The organism is Streptomyces sp. NBC_00691 (assembly GCF_036226665.1).
Lineage (GTDB): Bacteria > Actinomycetota > Actinomycetes > Streptomycetales > Streptomycetaceae > Streptomyces.
The window spans coordinates 2,830,044-2,852,617 of sequence record NZ_CP109007.1; the positions used below are offsets into that span (position 1 = coordinate 2,830,044).

Here is a 22,574-nt window from a genome sequence, read left to right on the forward strand (position 1 = left end):
CTAGAACGGGTCGAACTCGTCGAACTCGCGCTGCGGGTCGTCGCGCTCCGCCTCGCGGTCGCGGCGGCGCTGGGCGGCCGGACGCGGGGCTTCGAGACGGTGGTCCTCGCCTCGGCGGCCGAGCATCTCGGCGCCGGCCATCATCGTGGGCTCCCAGTCGAAGACGACCGCGTTCTCCAGGGAGCCGATCGCGACGCCGTCGCCGGCGCGGGCTCCGGCCTTCATCAGCTGGTCCTCGACGCCGAGGCGGTTGAGGCGGTCGGCCAGGTAGCCCACGGCCTCGTCGTTGTTGAAGTCGGTCTGGCGGACCCAGCGCTCCGGCTTCTCGCCGCGCACCCGGTACACGTCCTCGGACTCGTCGTACGTGACCGTGAAGCCCGCGTCGTCGACGGCCTTCGGACGGATGACGATACGGGTCGCCTCCTCCTTCGGCTTCGCCGCGCGCGCCTCGCCGACGATGCCGGCGAGGGCGAAGGAGAGCTCCTTGAGGCCGAGGCGGGCCACGGCGGAGGCCTCGAACACCTGGTACCCGCGGGCCTCCAGGTCCGGGCGGATCATGTCCGCGAGGTCCTGGCCGTCGGGGATGTCGACCTTGTTGAGGACGACGATGCGGGGCCGGTCCTCGAGGCCGCCGTACTGCCGCAGCTCCTCCTCGATGATGTCGAGGTCGCTGACCGGGTCGCGGTCCGATTCGAGGGTGGCGGTGTCCAGCACGTGCACCAGGACCGAGCAGCGCTCGACGTGGCGCAGGAACTCCAGGCCCAGGCCACGGCCCTGGCTGGCGCCCGGGATCAGACCCGGCACGTCGGCGATCGTGTAGACGGTCGAGCCGGCCGTGACGACGCCCAGGTTCGGGACGAGGGTGGTGAAGGGGTAGTCCGCGATCTTCGGCTTGGCGGCCGAGAGGACCGAGATGAGCGAGGACTTGCCGGCGCTCGGGTAGCCGACGAGCGCCACGTCGGCGACGGTCTTCAGCTCCAGGACGACGTCCCGGGCCTCGCCGGGCTCGCCGAGGAGCGCGAAGCCGGGGGCCTTGCGGCGCGCGGAGGACAGCGCCGCGTTGCCGAGGCCGCCGCGGCCGCCCTGGCCCGCGACGAAGGTGGTGCCCTGGCCGACGAGGTCGGCGAGCACGTTGCCGTCCTTGTCGAGGACGACGGTGCCGTCGGGCACGTTCAGGACGAGGTCCTGGCCGTCCTTGCCGGAGCGGTTGTCGCCGGCGCCGGGCTGACCGTTGGTCGCCTTGCGGTGCGGCGAGTGGTGGTAGTCGAGGAGCGTGGTGATCGCCTGGTCGACGACCAGGATCACATCGCCGCCACGGCCGCCGTTGCCGCCGTCGGGTCCGCCGAGCGGCTTGAACTTCTCCCGGTGAACGGAGGCGCAGCCGTGGCCTCCGTTACCCGCGGCGACATGCAGCTCGACGCGGTCCACGAAGGTGGTCATGGTTGTGCCTCCATCTGAATACGTGCGGAATGTCTATCTAGTAACACGCGAAAGGCGGACCCGCTTCCCGGCCGGGAAGTGAGGTCCGCCTCCGCAGAATGAACCGATCAGGCGACCGGAACGATGTTCACGACCTTGCGGCCACGGTGGGTGCCGAACTGCACCGAACCGGCCTGCAGCGCGAACAGCGTGTCGTCGCCGCCACGGCCGACGCCCGAGCCCGGGTGGAAGTGGGTGCCACGCTGGCGGATCAGGATCTCACCCGCGTTGACGACCTGACCGCCGAAGCGCTTCACGCCGAGCCGCTGGGCATTCGAGTCGCGCCCGTTCCGGGTGGACGATGCGCCCTTCTTGTGTGCCATGTCTCAGTCCCTCTTACTTCGCAGCCGCGGGGATACCGGTGACCTTGATCGCCGTGTACTGCTGGCGGTGACCCTGGCGACGGCGGTAGCCGGTCTTGTTCTTGTAGCGCAGGATGTCGATCTTGGCGCCCTTGTGGTGGTCCACGATCTCGGCCTGGACCTTGATCCCGGCCAGGACCCACGGGTCGCTGGTCACGGCGTCGCCGTCGACAACGAGCAGGGTCGAGAGCTCGACCGTGTCGCCAACCTTGGCAGTGGGAATCTTGTCAACCTCAACGATGTCGCCGACAGCAACCTTGTGCTGGCGACCACCGCTGCGCACGATGGCGTACACGCGGATCTCTCTCTCACTCGGAATCGAAAACCTCTGAAGCCAGCCGCTCACACGGACCCGAGGGCCCGCGGCGTTCCGGAATCGGACGAGCGGCCTCTCCCGACGAGCGGGAGGGAAGTGCTCAGAGGCGCGACGCGTCGATAGACACGCCGACGGTCTAGGTTACGGGCGGCTGCCTCGGAGGGTCAAATTCGCCCGTTCGGTACGGGCCGCCCCGGTGAGGGGCGGCCCGTACCCACCGGTCAGTCCTGGGCCGGGGCGGCGGTCTTCTCCGCCGCCTTCTTGGCCGGGGCCTTCTTGGTGGTGGTCTTCTTCGCCGCGGTCTTCTTGGTCGCCGCCGTCTTCTTGGTGGCGGCCTTCTTGGCCGTGGTCTTCTTCGCCGCGGTCTTGCGCGCCGCCGTCTTCTTGACGGGGGCGGGCTCGGCCTCGGCGGCCTGCGGAGCCGTCTCGGCGGCCTCGGCCGGAGCCGCGGTCACCACGACGACGGCCGCGTCCTCGGCGCCCGAGGGCGAACCGGCGGGAGCGGTGGCCTTGCGGACCACCCGGCGGCGGGCACGCGGCGGGGCGGCCACGGGGGCCTCCTCGACGACGGGCTCGGCGACCGGCTCCACCACGGCTTCGGCGACCGGCGCCACGACGGGCTCCGGGGCGGCCGCGACGACCGGCTCGACGACGGTCGGCGCGGCGGCCGGCTCCGTGGTCGAGACGACCGGGGAGGTCACCCGGCGGGTGGCACGGCGACGGGCACGCGGGGCCGGGGCGGCGGCCTCCTCGGCCACCGGCTCGGCGACGGCCTCGGCGACCGGGGCCACGACGGGCTCCGGCTCGACGACCGGCTCCGGCGCCGCCACGGGCTCCGGCTTGGGCTCGGCCTTCGGCTTCGCCTCGAACTCGACGGCCTCGGTCTCCACGACGGACCGCGCGGCGGCCGGCGCGGACACCCGGCGGGTCGCCCGGCGGCGGCCACGACCGCGCGTCGCGGCGGCCTCCGCCTCGGCGATGGAGCCGTACAGCTCCTCGTCCGCGGCGATCGGCTCGGGCAGGGCCACCGGAGCGGCCAGCTCGGCGGCGACCTCGGTCTCGGTCTCGGCCTCGTCGTCCGTCTCGGTGGACTCGGTGACCTCGGCGTGCTCGTGCTCGTGGGCGTGCTCGGCGCCGCCGCGGCCGCGCTTCTTCGAGCGCTTGCCGCCGCCACCGCCACCGGCGGTGGTCGGCTGCTCCATGTGCACGATGACGCCGCGGCCGTTGCAGTGGACGCAGGTCTCGGAGAAGGACTCCAGAAGGCCCTGGCCGACCCGCTTACGGGTCATCTGCACCAGGCCCAGCGAGGTGACCTCGGCCACCTGGTGCTTGGTCCGGTCCCGGCCCAGGCACTCCAGCAGACGGCGCAGCACCAGGTCGCGGTTGGACTCCAGGACCATGTCGATGAAGTCGATGACGACGATGCCGCCGAGGTCGCGCAGCCGGAGCTGACGCACGATCTCCTCGGCCGCTTCCAGGTTGTTCCTCGTCACGGTCTCTTCGAGGTTGCCGCCCTGGCCGGTGAACTTGCCGGTGTTGACGTCGACGACGATCATCGCCTCGGTCTTGTCGATCACCAGCGAGCCGCCGCTCGGCAGCCAGACCTTGCGGTCGAGCGCCTTCATGAGCTGCTCGTCGATCCGGTACGTCGCGAAGACGTCGACCTCGCTCGTCCACCTGGACAGGCGGTCGGTCAGGTCCGGGGCGACGTGGTGCACGTAGCCGTGGATGGTCTCCCAGGCCTCGTCACCGCTGACGATGACCTTGGAGAAGTCCTCGTTGAAGATGTCGCGGACGACGCGGACGGTCATGTCCGGCTCGCCGTAGAGCAGCGTCGGCGCGTTGCCGCTCTTCGCCTTCTTCTGGATGTCCTCCCACTGCGCCTGCAGTCGCTCGACGTCGCGGCGCAGCTCGTCCTCGCTCGCGCCCTCGGCGGCGGTGCGCACGATGACGCCCGCGTCCTCGGGGACGATCTTCTTGAGGATGGTCTTGAGGCGGGCGCGCTCGGTGTCCGGGAGCTTGCGGCTGATGCCGGTCATCGAGCCTTCGGGCACGTACACGAGGTAGCGGCCGGGCAGCGAGACCTGGCTGGTCAGACGGGCGCCCTTGTGGCCGATCGGGTCCTTCGTCACCTGGACGAGGACCGACTGGCCGGACTTGAGGGCGGACTCGATGCGGCGCGGGCCGTGGCCCATGCCGAGGGCCTCGAAGTTGACCTCACCGGCGTACAGGACGGCGTTGCGGCCCTTGCCGATGTCGACGAAGGCGGCCTCCATCGACGGCAGGACGTTCTGGACCTTGCCCAGGTAGACGTTGCCGACGTACGAGGTGGCCTGCTCCTTGTTGACGTAGTGCTCGACGAGCACGTTGTCCTCGAGGACGCCGATCTGGGTGCGCTCGCCGCTCTGGCGGACGACCATGACGCGCTCGACGGCCTCGCGGCGGGCCAGGAACTCGGCCTCGGTGATGATCGGGACGCGGCGGCGGCCCTGCTCGCGGCCCTCGCGGCGGCGCTGCTTCTTGGCCTCCAGGCGGGTCGAGCCCTTGATGGACTGGACCTCGTCGGCGCCGGTGCCGGGCTCGGCCTTCTCACGGGCCGGGCGGGGCTCGCGGACCTTGACGACCGTACGGACGCCTTCCTCGTCGGCGCCCTCGGCGTCGGCGGAGGCGTCGCCGCTGCGACGGCGGCGGCGACGACGGCGGCGGGAGCTGCTGGAGCCGCCGGCGAAGGACTCGGCCTCGTCGTGCTCCTCCTCGCCGTCCTCGGACTCCTCGGTCTCGTCGGAGTCGTCGGAGCGCGGCTCCTCGCCCTCCTCGGAGTCCTCGACCTCGGTGAGCTCGCCGCGACGACGGCGACGGCCGCCACGGCGGCGGCGACGGGACGGGCGGTCCTCGTACTCGTCGGTCTCCTCGGCCTCGTCGGCCTCCTCGACGTCGTCGGCGACGGCCTCGACCTCGGGCTCGTCGGCGACGGTGGCCGGGACGGGCTCGACGGCGACGGGCTCGCCACGGCGGCGACGGCGACGGCGGGAGCCCTCGGGGCGCTCGGCCGGCTCGGGGGTCTCCTCGACCTCGGTCTCGGCCTCGGCCTCGACGAGCTCGACCTCCTCGACCGTCTCGTCCTCGTCCGGCTCCACCGGGGCGGCGGCAGCGGCCGCGGCGGCGGTCTCCGGGGTCTGGAACATCGGCTCGGTGAAGACCGGCGCCTGGAAGACGGCGACGGAGGGGCGCGCGGCGCGGCGCGACTCGCGGGCCGGGGCGGGCTCGGAGGTGAACTGCGGGGAGGTCGCGCGGCGGCGGCCGCGGCCACGGGTGGCGGCGGTCTCGGCGGCGGCGACCTCGGCCTCGTCGGCGGTGATCTGCGCGACGGCGGCAGTCGGGAGGGACTCGCCGGTGGCGGGGACCTCGGTGGCGGCGGGGGCCTCGGTGGCCGCCTCGGGCGAGGTGACCTTACGGGTGGCCCGGCGGCGGGCACGCGGCGCGGGCGCGGCGGCCTCCTCCGCGATCTCGGCGGCCGGGGCGGGCGCGGCGGCGACCGCGGGTTCGGCGGCCGGAGCGGCGGCGACCACGGTCTCCGCGGCCTCGGAGGCGACACCCGCCGCACCGGCCGGGGCGGTGGCCTTACGGGTGGCACGGCGGCGGGTACGGGCGGGGGCGGCCTCGGGGGCCTCCTCGACGACCGGCTCGGCCGGCGCGACCGCGGCGGGCTCTTCGGGGGCCTCGGCGGCGACCGGGGAGGTCACCGGCGAGGTGGCCTTACGGGTGGCGCGGCGGCGCGTGCGGGCCGGGGCGGCCTCCTCGACGGCCTCGGGGGCGACGGCCTCGGCGGCGGGGGTCTCCACGACCGGCTCCGGGGTCTCCACGGCGGGTGCCGCGGTCTCCGCGGCCGGTGCGGTGGCCTTCCGGGTGGCCCGGCGGCGGGCACGCGGCGCGGGTGCGGCCTCGGTCTCGGCCGGGGCGGCCTCCACGGCCGCGGTCTCGGTGGCCGGCGCGGCCGCCGTGGTCTCCGCGGTCTCGGGGTTCGCGCCCGTCACCGGCGGACCGGCGGGGCGGGAAGCGGCGCGGCGCCTGCGGCGCGGCGGCAGCTTGTCACCGGGGGCGTTGGTGTCTTCGTTGGACTCGAGCATGCGGGGTTCTCCCGTCACGCTCCCGGGCGCCGCGTCTTGGTCCGGTCCGGCGGCACGGTCGCGCCTGGGGCGCGGTGCCGCCGTCCGGGGCGCGGGCGCCGCACGGGAGCTCTATGTCTGGCTCGCCGGTTCCGTCCGCACTGTGCGGACGGCCTGGCGAAAGTCTCCTGGTCAGTGCGCTGCCCGACCCAGGTGGCTCCCGAGTACCAGGGCGGCGCTACAACGACCGCTCCCTACGCGATGCCGGCACCCGGCGCCGTCGCAGAGGCGGTCTCGGCGGCCGTGGTAGATGCGGCCGTGACTGCCTCGCGGTCGGGCGCGAGCGGGTCGGTCACCGTGCCGGACTCCTCGTCGAAGAGCCCCTGCGCCAGCCTGGTCACCGCAGCGGGGACCGGCGGCGCCAGGTCGGCCACAGCTCGGAGACCGGACAGGACGTCGTCGGGTCGTACGGCAGGTGTCACGTGCCGAACAACCAGCCGCAGTATCGCACAGGCGCTGTCCAGCGGCCTATCACCCTGGGGATCGCCCTGGGGAGCGGCTGCCGTCAGCTCGGTGACCGCGGAGCGCGCGTCGAAGGTGCGGACGCCGTTCTTGGTCTTGCGCTGTACTTCCACGGTCTCGGCCGCGAGAAACGCCTCGACGGCCTTCGCCACGTCCTCGACAGTGACGCCTTCGAGGCGCAGCTCCCAGATGGAGGCGGTGAGCCGGTCGGCGAGGCCCGAGGTCCGGGCCTCGACGGCGTCGGTGATGTCGAGGCCGGCCGGGAGGGACTCGTCGAGCAGGATCCGCAGGGACTCCGGGTCGCGTGCCTCGGTGAGGGCGATCTCCAGGTATTCGGCCTCGGAGCCCGTGCCCGTGGGGGCGGCGTTGGCGTACGACACCTTGGGGTGCGGGGTGAAGCCGGCCGAGTACGCCATGGGCACCTCGGCACGGCGCAGCGCACGCTCGAAAGCGCGCTGGAAGTCACGGTGGCTGGTGAACCGGAGGCGGCCGCGCTTGGTGTAGCGCAGTCGGATGCGCTGCACCGCCGGTGCGGGCGGCGGGCCTTCGGGCTGTCGCTTGCCCAGTGGTTCTTCTCCTCGGTGCGGGGCGGGCGCGGGGGGCGCCGACCACGAGATGTACGGGTGGCCCTGGGGGTCCCGCCCGGTTCACCCCCGCTTTCGCAGGGAGATCTCGGGGGCGGGCGCCGCGCCGGGCACGTTCGTTGTACTACCCAGAGTACGCGCCCGGGCCGCCTCCGGTTCCCCGGACCCGGACGACCGGACTGAGCCGACCAGGGCACGCCAGGCGTCCCGGCGGGCCTCCCGCACGGCGGCGCGGGCCGAGGCGAGGGACTCCCGCACGGCGGCGCGGGTCGAGGCGAGGACCGCCTTCGCGACCAGGCCCGCCTGGACGGCGGCCCGGCGGGCGGGGGTCCAGACGCTGTCGCGGACCCAGTGGCCGACGGGGGTGCAGACGCTCCGCCAGAACCAGGTCACGGGTCGTCCGACCAGGGTCAGGAACGCCCGTCGGAGCGCGCGGCCGACGGCCAGCGACACATATCCGGCGACCCGCCAGCAGACGGCGAGCGCGTCCCGGACCTCGCGGGCGACGGGCACCAGGACCCGGGTCCAGAGCCAGACGAGGGGTCCGGCGATCCCGTACCGGACGACCGGCACGAGCACGAAGCGCCAGAGCCCCACCCAGGGCCACACGAACACGGCCCTGGCCGTCCCCGCCGCGGCGGCGGCGAGGCCGCGGCCCAGCCGGGGGAAGAACCAGCCGAGCCCCTGGCCCACCGGGGTGAGCACATACCGGTCGAACCACAGGACCGGCACGACGACGCCGTACCGGAGCAGCGGGACCAGGACGTACCGGAAGAGCGCGGCGACCGGTACGAACACCGCGTTCTCCAGCAGGAACAGGATCCCGGTGCCGAGCGGTGCGACGACCTGCCGGTACAGCCAGACGGCGGGTACGGCGATCCCGTAGCGGCAGACGGGCACGACCAGATACCTCCAGAGCCCCACCCACGGCCATACGAACAGGGCCCTGGCCAGCCACGCCGCGGCGACCGAGAGACCCCGCCACAGCAGGTCGGCCCCGACGGCGATGCCCCGCCACGCCCCTCCGAGGAACCGGGCGAGCCCCCGGCCGATGCCGCCGAAGAACCACGCCAGCCCGCGGCCGACTCCGGTGAACAACCAAGCAAGGCCCCGGCCGACCCGGGTGAACAGCCACCCGAGGCCTTGCCCCATCCCGGTGAGGACCCGCGCGACGCCCCGCCCCACCGGCGCGAGCGCCGCTCCGTACAGCCACCGGGCCGGTCGGGTCACCGTGTGACGGAACACCCACGCGACGCCTCGCCCCACCCCGGTGAACACCAGGCCGAGTCCCCGGTTCACGCCCGTCAGCGCCCACGCGAGGCCCCGGCCCGTCGGGCGGAGGACCGCGCGGTGGACGAAGCGGGCCGCGGCCGCGAGGGCGTCCCAGGCCATCCGGACCGGGAGGACGACGACCAGGACGACGATCCGCACCGGGATGCGGATCAGCGCCGGCGGAGGCGGGTTCTCCATGCTCATGCCGAACATGACGCGACGGCCCGGCGAAGGGTTTCCCCTTCTGCCGGGCCGTCGCCGGAGTGTTACCCGAACGGGCCTACTTCACGACCGACAGCGGCAGCAGCTTCTTGCCGGTCGGGCCGATCTGGATGTGGGTGTCCATCTGCGGGCAGACGCCGCAGTCGAAGCACGGGGTCCAGCGGCAGTCCTCGACCTCGGTCTCGTCGAGCGAGTCCTGCCAGTCCTCCCAGAGCCAGTCCTTGTCGAGACCGGAGTCCAGGTGGTCCCAGGGCAGGACCTCCTCGTAGGTGCGCTCGCGGGTCGTGTACCAGGCGACGTCGACGCCCCTCTCCGGCAGCGTCTTCTCGGCGCAGGCCATCCAGCGGTCGTACGAGAAGTGCTCGCGCCAGCCGTCGAAGCGGCCGCCGTCCTCGTACACCGCGCGGATGACCGCGCCGATGCGGCGGTCGCCGCGGGAGAGGAGACCCTCGACGATGCCGGGCTTGCCGTCGTGGTAGCGGAAGCCGATCGAGCGGCCGTACTTCTTGTCGCCGCGGATCTTGTCACGGAGCTTGCGCAGCCGCTCGTCCGTCTCCTCCGCCGACAGCTGCGGGGCCCACTGGAACGGGGTGTGCGGCTTGGGGACGAAGCCACCGATGGAGACGGTGCAGCGGATGTCGTTCTGGCCGGAGACCTTGCGGCCCTCGGCGATCACGTTCATCGCCATGTCGGCGATCTGGAGGACGTCCTCGTCGGTCTCCGTCGGCAGGCCGCACATGAAGTACAGCTTCACCTGGCGCCAGCCGTTGCCGTACGCGGTGGAGACGGTCCGGATGAGGTCCTCCTCCGAGACCATCTTGTTGATGACCTTGCGCATGCGCTCGGAGCCGCCCTCGGGGGCGAAGGTGAGGCCGGAGCGACGCCCGTTCCTGGTCAGCTCGTTGGCCAGGTCCACGTTGAAGGCGTCGACACGGGTGGACGGGAGGGACAGGCCCACCTTGTCCTCCGTGTACCGGTCGGCGAGGCCCTTGGCGATCTCACCGATCTCGGAGTGGTCCGCGGAGGACAGCGAGAGGAGGCCTACCTCCTCGAAGCCCGTCGCCTTGAGGCCCTTCTCGACCATCTCGCCGATGCCGGTGATGCTTCGCTCCCGCACGGGGCGCGTGATCATGCCGGCCTGGCAGAAGCGGCAGCCGCGGGTGCAGCCGCGGAAGATCTCGACGGACATGCGCTCGTGGACGGTCTCCGCGAGCGGCACGAGGGGCTGCTTGGGGTAGGGCCACTCGTCGAGGTCCATGACGGTGTGCTTCGAGACGCGCCACGGCACACCGGACCTGTTGGGCACGACACGGCCGATGCGGCCGTCCGGCAGGTACTCCACGTCGTAGAACCGCGGGATGTACACCGAGCCGGTCCTCGCGAGGCGGAAGAGGACCTCCTCGCGGCCGCCCGGCCGGCCCTCGGCCTTCCAGGCGCGGATGATCTCGGTCATGTCGAGGACGGCCTGCTCGCCGTCGCCGATGATCGCCGCGTCGATGAAGTCCGCGATCGGCTCGGGGTTGAAGGCCGCGTGGCCGCCCGCGAGCACGATCGGGTGGTCGACCGTCCGGTCCTTCGACTCCAGCGGGATGCCGGCCAGGTCGAGGGCGGTGAGCATGTTCGTGTAGCCGAGCTCGGTGGAGAAGCTCAGGCCGAAGACGTCGAACGCGCCGACGGGGCGGTGGCTGTCGACCGTGAACTGCGGGACCTCGTGCTCCCGCATCAGCTCTTCCAGGTCCGGCCAGACGCTGTAGGTGCGCTCGGCGAGGACGCCCTCGCGCTCGTTGAGTACCTCGTAGAGGATCATGACGCCCTGGTTGGGCAGACCGACCTCGTACGCGTCCGGGTACATCAGCGCCCAGCGGACATCGGCGGACTCCCACGGCTTGACCGTGGAGTTCAGCTCTCCACCGACGTACTGAATCGGCTTCTGCACGTGCGGGAGCAGAGCTTCGAGCTGCGGGAAGACAGACTCGGCAGCAGACATCTCGAACCTTCGTGAGCTGGCAGGGGGGCGACTCTCAAGCGTACCCCGGTGCTCAGCGGGCCAAGGACGCCGTGAGTTCCGGGGCCGAGGCCCTGGCCCAGACCCCGGGGAGCGCCCGCTCGGCGGCCGCCGCGGCGGCTTCCTCGTGTCCGTACAGAAGTCCCCAGGTGAAGGCCGATTCGCCGGCCCCGTGGGCCACGATCGCGAGCTCGCGCAGGGCGCCCCGGGCGACGACGGCGTCCTGGTGCTCACCGAGCAGGCTCTGGACGGCCTTCACCCGTTTCGCCAGCCGCTTCGCGGGCTTCCCGAGGGTGGGACGGGAGGCCTCGGCCGCGTAGCGGGCGCGTTTGGCGGCCTTGCGGGCCTCGTGGAGGGCGAGGTCGCGGGCGTCCTGGGGTTCGAGGGAGAGGGCGTGCGCGATCCGTCGGGCGAGGCGTTCGTGGTCCTTGCGGACGGCGTGGGCGAGGACCGTCCGGGCGTCTCCGGCGGCGTCCGCGCGCAGCGGCGGGTCGGCGAGGAGGGCGTCGAGCGCTCCGAGGAGGGCGAGGTGGCGGGCGGAGTCGAGGGCGGCGAGGGCCTGCCGGCGGGCGTTCCTGCCGAGGGCGGCGTCACGGCGGCGCAGCCGGGCCCGGACCGGGCCGAGGATCAGGGTGCGGGGCAGCTCGTCGAGGCGGGCGCGCAGCCGTTCGTCGAGGACCTCCTGGTCGCGGGCGACGCCGAGTTCCCCGGCGAGCCATTTCAGCTCCTCGCCGATCGGGTCGGTGGCCTCCCGGTCGAGGACCTTCCGGTACGTCTTGAAGGCGCTGCGCAGCCGGCGGCAGGCGACGCGCAGCTGGTGGACGGCGTCGGGCAGGTCGCGCCGCACGGCGGGGTCGTAGGTGACGATCGCCTCGACCTGTTCGCGGACGTAGGCCAGGACGGCGGCCCCGGCGGTGCCGGGGGCGGCGGGCGGCTGCGGCGCGGCCGCGGGCGCCTCGGGTTCCACGCCCGTCTCGGCGAGCGCGCGGGACAGTTTCGACGGGGAGTCGGAGGGCCGGATGCCGGCCTTCCTGAGGCGTTTCTCGACGGCGTCGAGGACGGCGGGGTCGGTGTCGTCGGCGAGTTCGACCTCGATCTCGGTCCAGGCGGCCTCTCCCCCGCTCGTGAGGCCCTCGGCGTGGACGGTGTCCACGGAGAGTTCGGCGAGGAGGACGCCGTCGCCGTCGCGGAGGTGGCGGACGTCGCGGGAGGAGCGGAGGCGGACGACGGGGACGACCTCGGTGTCCCGGACGCGGGACCGCAGGAGCCCCGCCAGGGACCGCGGGAGCGTGTCCGAGAGCGGGGCTCTGATCTCGTCGCGGATGCCGGAGGCGACGGGGAACTTGAGGTGCCAGCCGGCGTCCGCGCCTCCGGTGCGGCGGCGCAGGGTGAGCGCGTCGGCGGCGAGCCTCAGATCGGGTGTGTCGTAGTAGACGGCGTCGAGTTCGGTGACGCCCTCGTCGGTGACCGAGGCCACCCCGGCCGCCCGGGTCAGGTCCGGGAGGCCGGTCCGGGAGGTGGCTTCGTACTTCCGCTCGATCTCTCGCTTCGTGTCCGCCATGAATCGAATCTAGACGGGAAGTGAACACGGCGGGAGTACGCCCATCAGCCTGTCCGGAAATCCCGGCGGGCCGGACGTCCTCTAGGCCGTCATGGGCCGCTGGACCCTGATGGACTGGAGGAGTCCGATCGCCACCCACACCGCGAACATCGACGAGCCGCCGTAGGAGACGAACGGCAGGGGCAGGCCGGCGACCGGCATGATGCCGAGGGTCATGCCGATGTTCTCGAAGGACTGGAAGGCGAACCAGGCGATGATGCCGGCGGCGACGATCGTGCCGTAGAGCTCGGTGGTCTCGCGGGCGATCCGGCACGCCCGCCAGAGGATGACGCCGAGCAGCAGCAGGATCAGGCCGGCGCCGACGAAGCCCAGCTCCTCCCCCGCCACCGTGAAGACGAAGTCGGTCTGCTGTTCGGGCACGAACTGGCCGGTGGTCTGGGAGCCCTTGAAGAGTCCGGAGCCGAGGAGGCCGCCGGAGCCGATCGCGATCCGGGCCTGGTTGGTGTTGTAGCCGACGCCGGCCGGGTCGAGGTCGGGGTTGGCGAAGGCCGCGAAGCGGTTGATCTGGTACTCGTCGAGCATGCCGAGCGCGGTGACGAGGACCGCGCCGCCGACGCCGGCGCCGATCAGTCCGAGGACCCACCGGTTGGAGGCGCCGGAGGCGAGCAGCACGCCGAGCACGATGACCGCCATGACCATGACCGAGCCGAGGTCCGGCATCAGCATGACGATGCCCATGGGGAGCGCGGCCAGGGTGAGGGCCTTGGCGACGGTGCGGTGGTCGGGGTGGATCTGGTCGCCGGCGTCGACCTTCGCGGCCAGCAGCATCGCCATCACCAGGATGATCGTGATCTTCACGAACTCACTGGGCTGGAGCGAGAAGCCGCCGCCGACGACGATCCACGCGTGGGCACCGTTGATGGTGGCGCCCAGCGGGGTGAGGACGGCGAGGATCAGCACGATCGAGAGGCCGTAGAGGACCGGGACCGCGCCGCGCAGGGTGCGGTGGCCGAGCCAGATCGTGCCGATCATCAGCGCGACGCCGATGCCGGTGTTGAGCAGGTGGCGGAAGAGGAAGTAGTACGGGTCGCCGTTGTTGAGCTCGGTGCGGCCGCGGGTGGCGGACCAGACGAGCAGCGACCCGATGAAGGAGAGCGCGAGCGCGGAGAGCAGGATCGGCCAGTCGAGCCGGCGGACCACCGAGTCGCGGGCGGCCAGCTTGGCGAGCGTGCCGCGCTCGGGGGCGTACCGGGAGACGGAGAAGCCGTGGGGTGCGGTCATCGGTTCAGTCCCTCCGCCAGGTGGCGGGCGGGCCCGCGAGTTCCTGCTGGTCGGGCTTGTCGGGGTCGGCCTGGCCCGGATCCGCCGGGTCGGCCGGGTCGGTGTCGGCCGGCGGGTTCTGGGGCGCGTCGGGGTCGATCTTCCCGACCTCCGGGTCGTACGGCTTGACCTTCGGGGCGTCGATGGAGCCGTCGGCCTCGATCTTCGGGAGGGTCTTCTGCGGCTGCGGCAGCAGGGCCCGCCTGAGGTCCTGCTTGCCGGCGTCGTCGAGCCCGTAGAGCGCGTCGTAGATGTTGCGGACGGCGGGGCCGGACGCGCCGGATCCCGTACCACCCTGGGCGATCGTCATGACGATCGCGTAGTCCTTGGTGTACGTGGCGAACCAGGAGGTCGTCTGCTTGCCGTAGACCTCCGCGGTACCCGTCTTGGCGTGCATCGGGATCTTGTCCTGCGGCCAGCCGCCGAATCGCCAGGCGGCCGTACCGCGGGTGGCGACTCCCGCGAGGGCCTCCTCTATCAAGGCCTGCGTCTTGGTGTCCATGGGGAGCTTGCCGTGGGCCTTGGGCTTGATCTCGGTGACCTTCTTGCCGTCGGGGCTGATGATCGCCTTGCCGACGGTCGGGTTCCAGAGGGTGCCGCCGTTGGCGATGGCGGCGTAGATGGTGGCCATCTGGATGGGGGTGACGAGGGTGTCGCCCTGCCCGATGGAGTAGTTGACGGAGTCACCGGCGCGCATCAGGTTGCCTTCGAGGCAGTTCTCGTACGAGAGCTGCTGGACGTACGTGCCGCCCTTCTTGCCGATGCGGCACCAGTAGTCCTTGTTGTCCTTCCAGAAGTCCTGCTTCCACTTCCGGTCGGGGACGCGGCCGGTGACCTCGTTGGGGAGGTCGATGCCGGTCTCGGCGCCGAGACCGAACTGGTGGGCCGTCTTGTAGAACCAGTCGTTGGCGTTCTTCTTCGGCTTCATCCCGCCGTCCTTCTGCCACTGCTGGTGGGAGAGGGCGTAGTAGACGGTGTCGCAGGAGACCTCGAGGGCCTGGCCGAGGGTGATGGAGCCGTGGCCCTGGGACTCGAAGTTCTTGAAGACCTGGTTGCCGATGGAGTACGAGGACGGGCAGGGGTAGCGCCCGTTGAAGTCGTAGCCGGCGTTGACCGCGGCGGTCGTCGGGATGACCTTGAAGATCGAGCCGGGCGCCGCCTGGCCCTGGATGGCCCGGTTGAGCAGCGGGAAGTTGGAGCCCTTGCCGGTGAGGGCCGCGTAGTCCTTGGCGGAGATGCCGCCGACCCAGGCGTTGGGGTCGTAGTCGGGCTGCGAGGCCATGGCGACGATCCGGCCGGTCTTGTTCTCCATGACGACGACGGCGCCGGCGTCGGCCTTGTAGTTCTCGCTGGTGTTCTTGTCGTACGTCTTGCGGGCCTCCACCATCGCGTTGTGGAGCTCCCACTCGGCGACCGCCTGGACGCGGGCGTCGATGGAGGTCACGACGTTGGAGCCGGGCACGGCGGGGTCGCTCTTGGCCTGGCCGATGACGCGGCCGAGGTTGTCGACCTCGTAGCGGGTGACGCCGGCCTTGCCGCGCAGTTCCTTGTCGTAGGTGCGCTCCAGGCCTGAGCGGCCGACCTGGTCGGAGCGGAGGAACGGCGAGTCGGTGTCCTTGGCCTTCTCGATCTCCGAGTCGGTGACGGGCGAGAGGTAGCCGAGGACCTGCGAGGTGCGGGACTTGCCGGGGGCCGGGTAGCGGCGTACGGCGGTGGGTTCGGCGGTGATGCCGGGGAAGTCCTCGGCGCGCTCGCGGATCTGGAGGGCCTGCTGGGTGGTGGCCTCGTCCGTGACCGGGATCGGCTGGTAGGGCGAACCGTTCCAGCAGGGCTTCGGGGTCTGGGAGTCGCAGAGCCGGATCTTGTTGATGACCTCGTCGGGCTTCATGTCGAGGACGTCGGCGAGCCGGGTCAGGACGGCCTTGCCGTCGTCCTTCATCTTCATCAGCTCGGTGCGGGACGCGGAGACCACGAGCCGGGTCTCGTTGTCGGCGAGCGGGACGCCGCGGGCGTCCAGGACGGAGCCGCGCACGGCGGGCTGCACGACCTGCTGGACGTGGTTGTTCTTGGCCTCGTCCGTGTACTCCTTGCCGTTGCGGATCTGGAGGTACCAGAGCCGGCCCCCCAGGGTCAGCAGCAGCGAGAAGACGAGGATCTGGATGACGACGAGACGGATCTGGACCCGGGGGGTCCGCCCTGTCTCGGGAATGTTGCTCATACTGCCGGGGCCCCCTCGGTCACAGTCGCTTGACTCCCTTGATGCGTCCGGCCCGTGAGGCCCGGCTATGGGCGGTCTTCATCCGCAGGCCGCCGCGCTGGTTCCCGATCCGCAGGCCGGTGCCGGAGGAGAGCCAGCCGGAGGCGACGTCGGCGCCGTTGCCCCCGCCGGCGTCCGCGAGCGGATCGTTCTCCGCGCGGCGGGCCAGCGCCATGATGAGCGGCACCGTGAAGGGCGCGAGGAGCAGGTCGTACACGGCCGCGGTGAACAGCAGGAACCCCAGGCCGACATGGCGGGCGGCGGTGTCGCCGACGAGGGCGCCCACTCCCGCGTACAGCAGGGTGGAGCCGACGGCGGCCGCGACGACGACGGCCATCGGGCCGGCGGCGGAGGTCAGCCGGCCGTTCTCCGGGCGGGCCAGACCGACGAGGTAGCCGATGACGCAGAGCACGAGGGCGTAGCGGCCGGCGGCGTGGTCGGCGGGCGGGGCCAGGTCGGCGAGCAGGCCGGCGCTGAATCCGATGAGCGAGCCGCTGACCGGCCCGTACACCAGGGCCAGGCCGACCACGGTGAGCAGGACCAGGTCGGGGACGGCGCCGGGGAGCTGGAGGCGGGCGAGCACGGAGACCTGCACGACCAGGGCCACCACGATCAGGGTGGCGGAGAGGAGGATCCGGTTGAACTTCACGGTGTCACGTCCCCCTGGTCCTGGCCCTGCTGCTGGTTCTGGCCCTGCTGGTTCCGCTGTCCGTCGGCGGCCTGCCGCCCGTCCGGTGGCGTCGGTGTCACGGTGACCGTGACGGTCGGCGCGGGCTTGGGCTTCTGCGGCAGGACCATGTCGCGCGGGTCGGCGCGGGGGGCCTGGACGACGACGCCGACGATGTCGAGCTTGGTGAAGCCGACGTACGGGCGGACGTAGATGTTGCGGGTCAGTCCGCCGCCCGCGGGGTCGACGCGGACGACCTCGCCGACCGGGACGCCCGGCACGAAGGGCTTGTCGGCGCGCGAGCCGAAGGTGACGAGCCGGTCGCCGGGCTTCACCTTGGCCTTGCCGTTGAGGAGCTGCACGAGCAGCGGGCGGTCGCCCTGGCCGGTGGCGAAGCCGAGCTCGTCGGACTTCTCCATGCGCGTACCGACGGTGAAGTCGGGATCGTTGGCGAGCAGGACCGTGGAGGTCGAGGGGCCGACGGTGGTGATGCGGCCGACGAGCCCGGAGCCGTTCAGCACGGTCATGTCCCGCTTGATGCCGTCGCGCGCGCCCACGTCGAGGGTGACGGTCCAGGAGAAGCCCTGGGCCGCTCCTATGGCGATGACCTGCGCGCCCTTGATGCCGTACTGCCCGGCTCCGGCGGTCTTCAGGATGGAGTCGAGCTCGCGCAGCCGGTTGCGGTTGCGGTCGTCGCTGCCGAGCTCCGCCTTGAGCTCGGCGTTCTCCTTCTCCAGGGCGGCGATCCGGGTGTGGCGCTCGCCGGAGTCCCGGACCGCGCCTATGGCGTTGCCGATGGGATCGACGGCGGCCGCCACACCGTTCTCGACCGGCCCGAAGACCGCCGCTGCGGCCTGCCGGGCACCGTCGACGGGTGACTCCTGACCGCCGCGGATGTCCACCGTGATCAGTGCGAACGCGATGGCGATCAGCAGCACCAGGAGCAGCCGGCTCTCTCGTGTGTCCCTCACGTGCGGCGGCCGTGCCTTTCCTCGTGGTTCGGTTGTTCGACTGTGCGGTCGTACGGCCGTGCGATGGTGCCCGCGTGGGCCGTACGGGTGGTGCTAGCGGCGCGGCTGGGCGTCCAGGACCTGCTGGAGGGCCTCGAACTCCTCCACGCACTTTCCGGAGCCGAGCGCCACCGAGTCCAGCGGGTCCTCGGCGATGTGGATCGGCATTCCGGTCTCGCGGCGGAGGCGCTCGTCGAGGCCGCGGAGCAGGGCGCCGCCACCCGTGAGAACGATGCCGCGGTCCATCACGTCACCGGAGAGCTCCGGCGGGCACTTGTCGAGGGTGGTCTTCACCGCGTCGACGATGGCGTTCACCGGCTCCTCGATGGCCTTGCGGACCTCGGCGGCCGAGATGACCACGGTCTTGGGCAGACCGGAGACGAGGTCGCGGCCGCGGATCTCGGTGTGCTCGTCCTTGTCGAGGTCGTACGCGGAGCCGATGGTGATCTTGATCTGCTCGGCGGTGCGCTCACCGAGGAGGAGCGAGTACTCCTTCTTGATGTGCTGGATGATCGCGTTGTCCAGCTCGTCGCCGGCGACCCGGATCGACTGTGCCGTGACGATTCCGCCGAGGGAGATGACGGCGACCTCGGTGGTGCCGCCGCCGATGTCCACGACCATGTTGCCGGTGGCCTCGTGGACCGGGAGGCCCGAGCCGATGGCCGCCGCCATCGGCTCCTCGATGATGTGCACCTGGCGGGCACCGGCCTGCGTCGAGGCCTCGATGACGGCGCGGCGCTCCACTCCCGTGATGCCGGAGGGCACGCAGACGACCACCCGGGGGCGGGCCAGGTAGCGGCGCTTGTGGATCTTGAGGATGAAGTAGCGGAGCATCCGCTCGGTGATCTCGAAGTCGGCGATCACGCCGTCCTTCAGGGGCCGGACGGCGACGATGTTGCCGGGGGTCCGGCCGATCATCTTCTTCGCCTCGGCGCCCACGGCGAGGATGCCACCGGTGTTGGTGTTGATCGCGACGACGGACGGCTCGTTGAGGACGATGCCACGCCCCCTGACGTACACCAGCGTGTTGGCAGTCCCGAGGTCGATAGCCATGTCACGGCCGATGAACGACATTGAGTTCCCCTTGTTTCCCATGAGGATGCTTCGGGCCTTCCCCAGCGAGCGTTGACGGCTTCTCAGGCAGGCGAAACGGTGGCTGAAATGGGTGGCTGAAGGTGGTGCGGCGTGGAGTTTTCCATCGTAGTGCCGCCCGCCCGGATACCGCGCGGTGGTCCACCTCTGTACAGGTGACGGTAGGACGCGGCGATCCGTTCCCGGGATCGGCGTTCATATGCCTGGGGGCGACCGAATTCCTTCGGTCGCCCCACAGGCTGCTGCGTTCGGCTGACGCCGAGTCAGCGGAATCGGGTCGGCTCAGACCAGACCGGGGAAGAAGATCTTCAGCTCGCGCAGGGCCGACTCCTCCGAGTCGGAGGCGTGGATCAGGTTCTCCCGGACGATGGTGCCGAAGTCGCCGCGGATCGAACCGGGCGCGGCGGCGATCGGGTCGGTCGGACCGGCCAGCTGGCGGACGCCCTCGATGACCCGCTCACCCTCGACGACGAGCGCGACGACGGGGCCGGAGGCCATGAAGCCCATCAGCGGCTCGTAGAAGGGCTTGCCCTTGTGCTCGCCGTAGTGCTGCTCCAGGGTCTCCTGGTCCAGCTCGCGCAGCTCCAGGGCCGCCAGGGTCCAGCCGGCCTTGCGCTCGATGCGGCCGATGATCTCGCCGACCAGGCCACGGCGGACGGCGTCGGGCTTGAGCAGGACGAGCGTGCGCTGGCTCACGGGGGAACTCCTTCGGAAAAGCGTGTGCGGGACCTCCGAGGCTACAGGCCCCGCGCGCCCCTCGATTACGCAGCGTCAGGCCCTGCCGAGGCCCCTGCGGCCTGGGCCTCGGCCCACCGTGCCTTGATGTCGTCGATCCGTCGCCCATAGTGAACGGAGGCCCACCACAGACCGGCGAAAACCGCCCCGAGGAAGAACATCGTCGGCACGACGAAGCCGCTGAGGATCAGGCCGATCTGCAGGGCCCAGCCGAGCTGCACACCGCCGGGGCGGGTGACCATCCCACAGAGCAGCACCGAGATGACCATCGCGACACCGCAGACCCACCAGACGGTGGACATGGCGAGACTGTCGTCCTTCATCGCGACGAGACCGGCGAAGCCGATCACGAAGAACTCGCCGATGAGCGTCGAGGAACAGAGCGTACGCATCGGGTTCAGCCCCTTCGCAGCAGCAGCCGGGCGTCCCCGACCGTGAAGATCGAACCGGTCACGAGGACACCCGCGCCGCCGTACTCGGCCTCTTCCTCCGCGAGGGTGACGGCCGCCTCCAGGGCGTCGGGCAGCCGCGGCTCCACGACGACCCGGTCCTCGCCGAAGACCTCGACCGCGATGGCGGCGAGCGCGTCCACGTCCGTGGCCCGGGGATGGGAGTTCGCCGTGACGACGACCTCGGCGAAGATCGGCTCGAAGGCCTCCAGGAGGCCCTTGGCGTCCTTGTCTCCGCTCGTGGAGACGACGCCGACGAGCCGCGAGAAGCCGAAGGCCTCGGCCACGCCCTCCGCCGTCGCCCGCGCGCCGTGCGGGTTGTGCGCGGCGTCCAGGATGACCGTCGGGGACGAGCGGACGATCTCCAGACGGCCGGGCGAGGCCACCTGGGCGAAGGCCTGCCGGACCGTGTCGAGGTCCAGGGTCCGCGCGTGCTCCGAGCCGATGCCGAAGAAGGCCTCGACCGCCGCCAGTGCCACCGCCGCGTTGTGCGCCTGGTAGGCGCCGTGCAGCGGCAGGAAGATGTTGTCGTACTCGCCGCCCAGGCCGCGCAGGGTGAGGAGCTGCCCGCCGACCGCGACCTCGCGGGCGACGATGCCGAACTCCATGCCCTCACGGGCCACCGTGGCGTCCGCCTCGACGGCCTTCTTCAGCAGGACCTGCGCCGCGTCCACCGGCTGCTGGGCCAGGATCACGGTCGCGCCCTGCTTGATGATCCCGGACTTCTCACCGGCGATCTCGGCGGTCGTCCCGCCGAGCCGGTCGGTGTGGTCCAGGTCGATGGGGGTGACGACGGCGACGGAGCCGTCGATGACGTTCGTCGCGTCCCAGGTGCCGCCCATGCCGACCTCGACGACGGCCACGTCGACCGGGGCGTCGGCGAAGGCCGCGTACGCCATTCCGGTGAGGACCTCGAAGAAGGAGAGCCGGAACTCCTCACGGGAGTCGACCAGCTCCACGTACGGCTTGATGTCCTGGTACGTCTCGACGAACCGCTCGGCGGAGATCGGGGCGCCGTCCAGGCTGATGCGCTCGGTGATGGTCTGCACGTGCGGCGACGTGTACCGCCCGGTGCGCAGCTCGAAGGCGCCGAGCAGGGCCTCGATCATGCGGGCCGTCGACGTCTTGCCGTTGGTGCCGGTGATGTGGATCGAGGGGTACGCGCGCTGCGGCTCGCCGAGGACGTCCATCAGGGCCGCGATCCGGGTGACCGAGGGCTCCAGCTTGGTCTCGCCCCAGCGGGTGGACAGCTCGGTCTCGACCTCGCGGAGCGCCTTGTCGAGCTCCGGGTCCTCCGGGCGGCCCGGCACCGGGTCGCCCTGGGGCCGGCCGCCCTGGGTGCGCAGGGTGCGGCTGCCGGCCTCGATCACCGCCAGGTCGGGGTCGCGCTGGGTCTCGGTGTCGACGATGTCGTCGAACTGGTCGTCGCTCTGGTCGCTCGGCTCACTCACGGGGCCAGTCTACGGACGGGTTCCGACACCACGAGCGACAGGACCATGGACCCGGCCCTTTCGGGACTTTCGGTCCGCCGTCCGCCGTACCGGCCGGGCAAACTTGGCGATCATGGACATAGGGATCGACCTCGGCACGGCCAACACGCTCCTCTACGCACGGGGCGAGGGCATCGTGCTCGACGAACCGTCCGTGGTGGCGGTGCGGGAGGACTCACGGCAGGCGCTCGCGGTCGGTGCGGAGGCGAAGGAGACCATCGGGCGGACACCGGGTTCGATCACCGCGATCCGGCCCTTGCGGGACGGTGTGATCAGCGACTACGAGGCGGCCGAGGAGATGATCCGGCACTTCGTGCGCAAGGCCGTTCCGGGCCGCCGCCGGCCCCGCACCCGCATGGTGGTCTGTGTGCCGAGCGGGTGCACCCAGGTCGAGCGGAGGGCGATCGTGCACGCCTCGCTGTCGGCGGGGGCTCGGGCGGTCCATCTGATCGAGGAGCCGATGGCGGCGGCGATCGGAGCCGGACTGCCGGTCTCCGACCCGCGCGGCTCGATGGTCGTCGACATCGGCGGCGGTACGACGGAGGTGGCCGTGATCTCGCTCGGCGGGATCGTCACGGCCCGGTCGCTGCGGGTGGGCGGCGACCGGCTCGACGGTGCCGTCACCGAATTCGTCCGCAAGGAGCACTCGCTGCTGATCGGCGAGCGGACCGCCGAGGACGTCAAGGTCGCCATCGGCTCGGCCTGGCCGGTGCCGGGCGAGGAGGAACGGGAGGGGCGGACGTTCACCGTGCGCGGCCGGGAGCGGGTCGGCGGACTGCCCCGGACGGTGGAGCTGACCGTGCCCGAGGTGCGGGCGGCGCTCGACGAGCCGGTCGAGGCGATCATCTCGGCTGTGCGGGTCACCCTGGAGGAGTGCCCGCCTGAGCTCTCCGGCGACGTCATGGAGCACGGCATCGTGCTGACCGGCGGCGGGGCGCTGCTGCCGGGCCTGGACCTGCGGATGGCCTCGGCGACGGGCATCCCGGTCTTCGTCGCGGACCGTCCGCTGGAATGCGTGGTGCTGGGGTCGGGGCGGTGCGTGGACGACTTCGACGGGCTGCAGCGGGTGCTGGGGAAGGCGGAGACGGTCCGCTGAGCACGGGGGCGGGCGGGGCGGGCGGCGGG

17 protein-coding genes are annotated in these 22,574 nt (G+C 71.8%); 1 reads left to right on the forward strand and 16 read right to left on the reverse strand.

The genetic code is table 11. The annotated features are described in order from the left end of the window. From obgE to folC, 16 genes are all read right to left on the reverse strand, one after another. Positions 1 to 1,440 (reverse strand): GTPase ObgE, encoded by a 1,440-nt coding sequence (obgE, locus tag OG392_RS12800; RefSeq protein WP_329278731.1) that lies wholly within the window; start codon positions 1,438 to 1,440, stop codon positions 1 to 3. 107 nt (positions 1,441 to 1,547) lie between these two features. Beyond that, positions 1,548 to 1,802, reverse strand: a complete 255-nt coding sequence (gene rpmA, locus OG392_RS12805; protein WP_030317577.1) for a 50S ribosomal protein L27 — start codon at positions 1,800 to 1,802, stop codon at positions 1,548 to 1,550. 13 nt (positions 1,803 to 1,815) lie between these two features. Next, a complete protein-coding gene (gene rplU / locus OG392_RS12810; RefSeq protein WP_056558958.1) occupies positions 1,816 to 2,136 on the reverse strand; it encodes a 50S ribosomal protein L21 in 321 nt (106 codons plus the stop codon). Between the two features lie 242 nt (positions 2,137 to 2,378). Further along, entirely contained in the window at positions 2,379 to 6,284 is a 3,906-nt protein-coding gene (locus OG392_RS12815; protein ID WP_329278737.1) for an Rne/Rng family ribonuclease, read from the reverse strand. A gap of 233 nt (positions 6,285 to 6,517) precedes the next feature. Continuing rightward, entirely contained in the window at positions 6,518 to 7,309 is a 792-nt protein-coding gene (locus OG392_RS12820; RefSeq protein ID WP_329278739.1) for a TIGR03936 family radical SAM-associated protein, read from the reverse strand. A 123-nt stretch (positions 7,310 to 7,432) separates the two neighbouring features. After that, positions 7,433 to 8,845: a hypothetical protein gene (locus OG392_RS12825; protein WP_329278741.1), complete on the reverse strand. Its 1,413-nt coding sequence runs from the start codon at positions 8,843 to 8,845 to the stop codon at positions 7,433 to 7,435. Positions 8,846 to 8,921: 76 nt separating this feature from the next. Next, complete coding sequence (locus tag OG392_RS12830; RefSeq protein ID WP_329278743.1) at positions 8,922 to 10,850, reverse strand: TIGR03960 family B12-binding radical SAM protein; 1,929 nt, start codon at positions 10,848 to 10,850, stop codon at positions 8,922 to 8,924. 52 nt (positions 10,851 to 10,902) lie between these two features. Beyond that, positions 10,903 to 12,429 carry a CYTH and CHAD domain-containing protein gene (locus OG392_RS12835; RefSeq protein WP_329278744.1) on the reverse strand — a complete coding sequence of 509 codons (1,527 nt, stop codon included), beginning with the start codon at positions 12,427 to 12,429 and terminating at the stop codon, positions 10,903 to 10,905. A gap of 81 nt (positions 12,430 to 12,510) precedes the next feature. Next, a complete protein-coding gene (gene rodA, locus OG392_RS12840) occupies positions 12,511 to 13,710 on the reverse strand; it encodes a rod shape-determining protein RodA (protein ID WP_329278746.1) in 1,200 nt (399 codons plus the stop codon). A gap of 4 nt (positions 13,711 to 13,714) precedes the next feature. Then, positions 13,715 to 15,967 (reverse strand): penicillin-binding protein 2, encoded by a 2,253-nt coding sequence (gene mrdA / locus OG392_RS12845; protein ID WP_329278748.1) that lies wholly within the window; start codon positions 15,965 to 15,967, stop codon positions 13,715 to 13,717. Between the two features lie 19 nt (positions 15,968 to 15,986). Beyond that, on the reverse strand, positions 15,987 to 16,655 hold the full coding sequence (gene mreD, locus OG392_RS12850; RefSeq protein WP_329278750.1) for a rod shape-determining protein MreD: 669 nt from the start codon (positions 16,653 to 16,655) through the stop codon (positions 15,987 to 15,989). Further along, complete coding sequence (gene mreC, locus OG392_RS12855) at positions 16,652 to 17,644, reverse strand: rod shape-determining protein MreC (RefSeq protein WP_329278752.1); 993 nt, start codon at positions 17,642 to 17,644, stop codon at positions 16,652 to 16,654. Before mreC ends, mreD begins: the two co-directional genes overlap by 4 nt. 93 nt (positions 17,645 to 17,737) lie before the next feature. After that, positions 17,738 to 18,757, reverse strand: a complete 1,020-nt coding sequence (locus OG392_RS12860) for a rod shape-determining protein (protein ID WP_030317599.1) — start codon at positions 18,755 to 18,757, stop codon at positions 17,738 to 17,740. A gap of 300 nt (positions 18,758 to 19,057) precedes the next feature. After that, complete coding sequence (gene ndk / locus OG392_RS12865; RefSeq protein WP_329278755.1) at positions 19,058 to 19,471, reverse strand: nucleoside-diphosphate kinase; 414 nt, start codon at positions 19,469 to 19,471, stop codon at positions 19,058 to 19,060. A 65-nt stretch (positions 19,472 to 19,536) separates the two neighbouring features. Next, a complete protein-coding gene (locus tag OG392_RS12870) occupies positions 19,537 to 19,902 on the reverse strand; it encodes a DUF4233 domain-containing protein (protein WP_030317602.1) in 366 nt (121 codons plus the stop codon). Between the two features lie 5 nt (positions 19,903 to 19,907). Then, positions 19,908 to 21,410, reverse strand: a complete 1,503-nt coding sequence (gene folC / locus OG392_RS12875) for a bifunctional tetrahydrofolate synthase/dihydrofolate synthase (RefSeq protein ID WP_329278756.1) — start codon at positions 21,408 to 21,410, stop codon at positions 19,908 to 19,910. 112 nt (positions 21,411 to 21,522) lie between these two features. On the opposite strand from folC, the gene OG392_RS12880 reads away from it, so the two are divergent. Next, positions 21,523 to 22,545, forward strand: coding sequence for a rod shape-determining protein (locus OG392_RS12880; protein WP_329278758.1), 1,023 nt, complete (start codon positions 21,523 to 21,525; stop codon positions 22,543 to 22,545). Positions 22,546 to 22,574 lie beyond the last annotated feature (29 nt).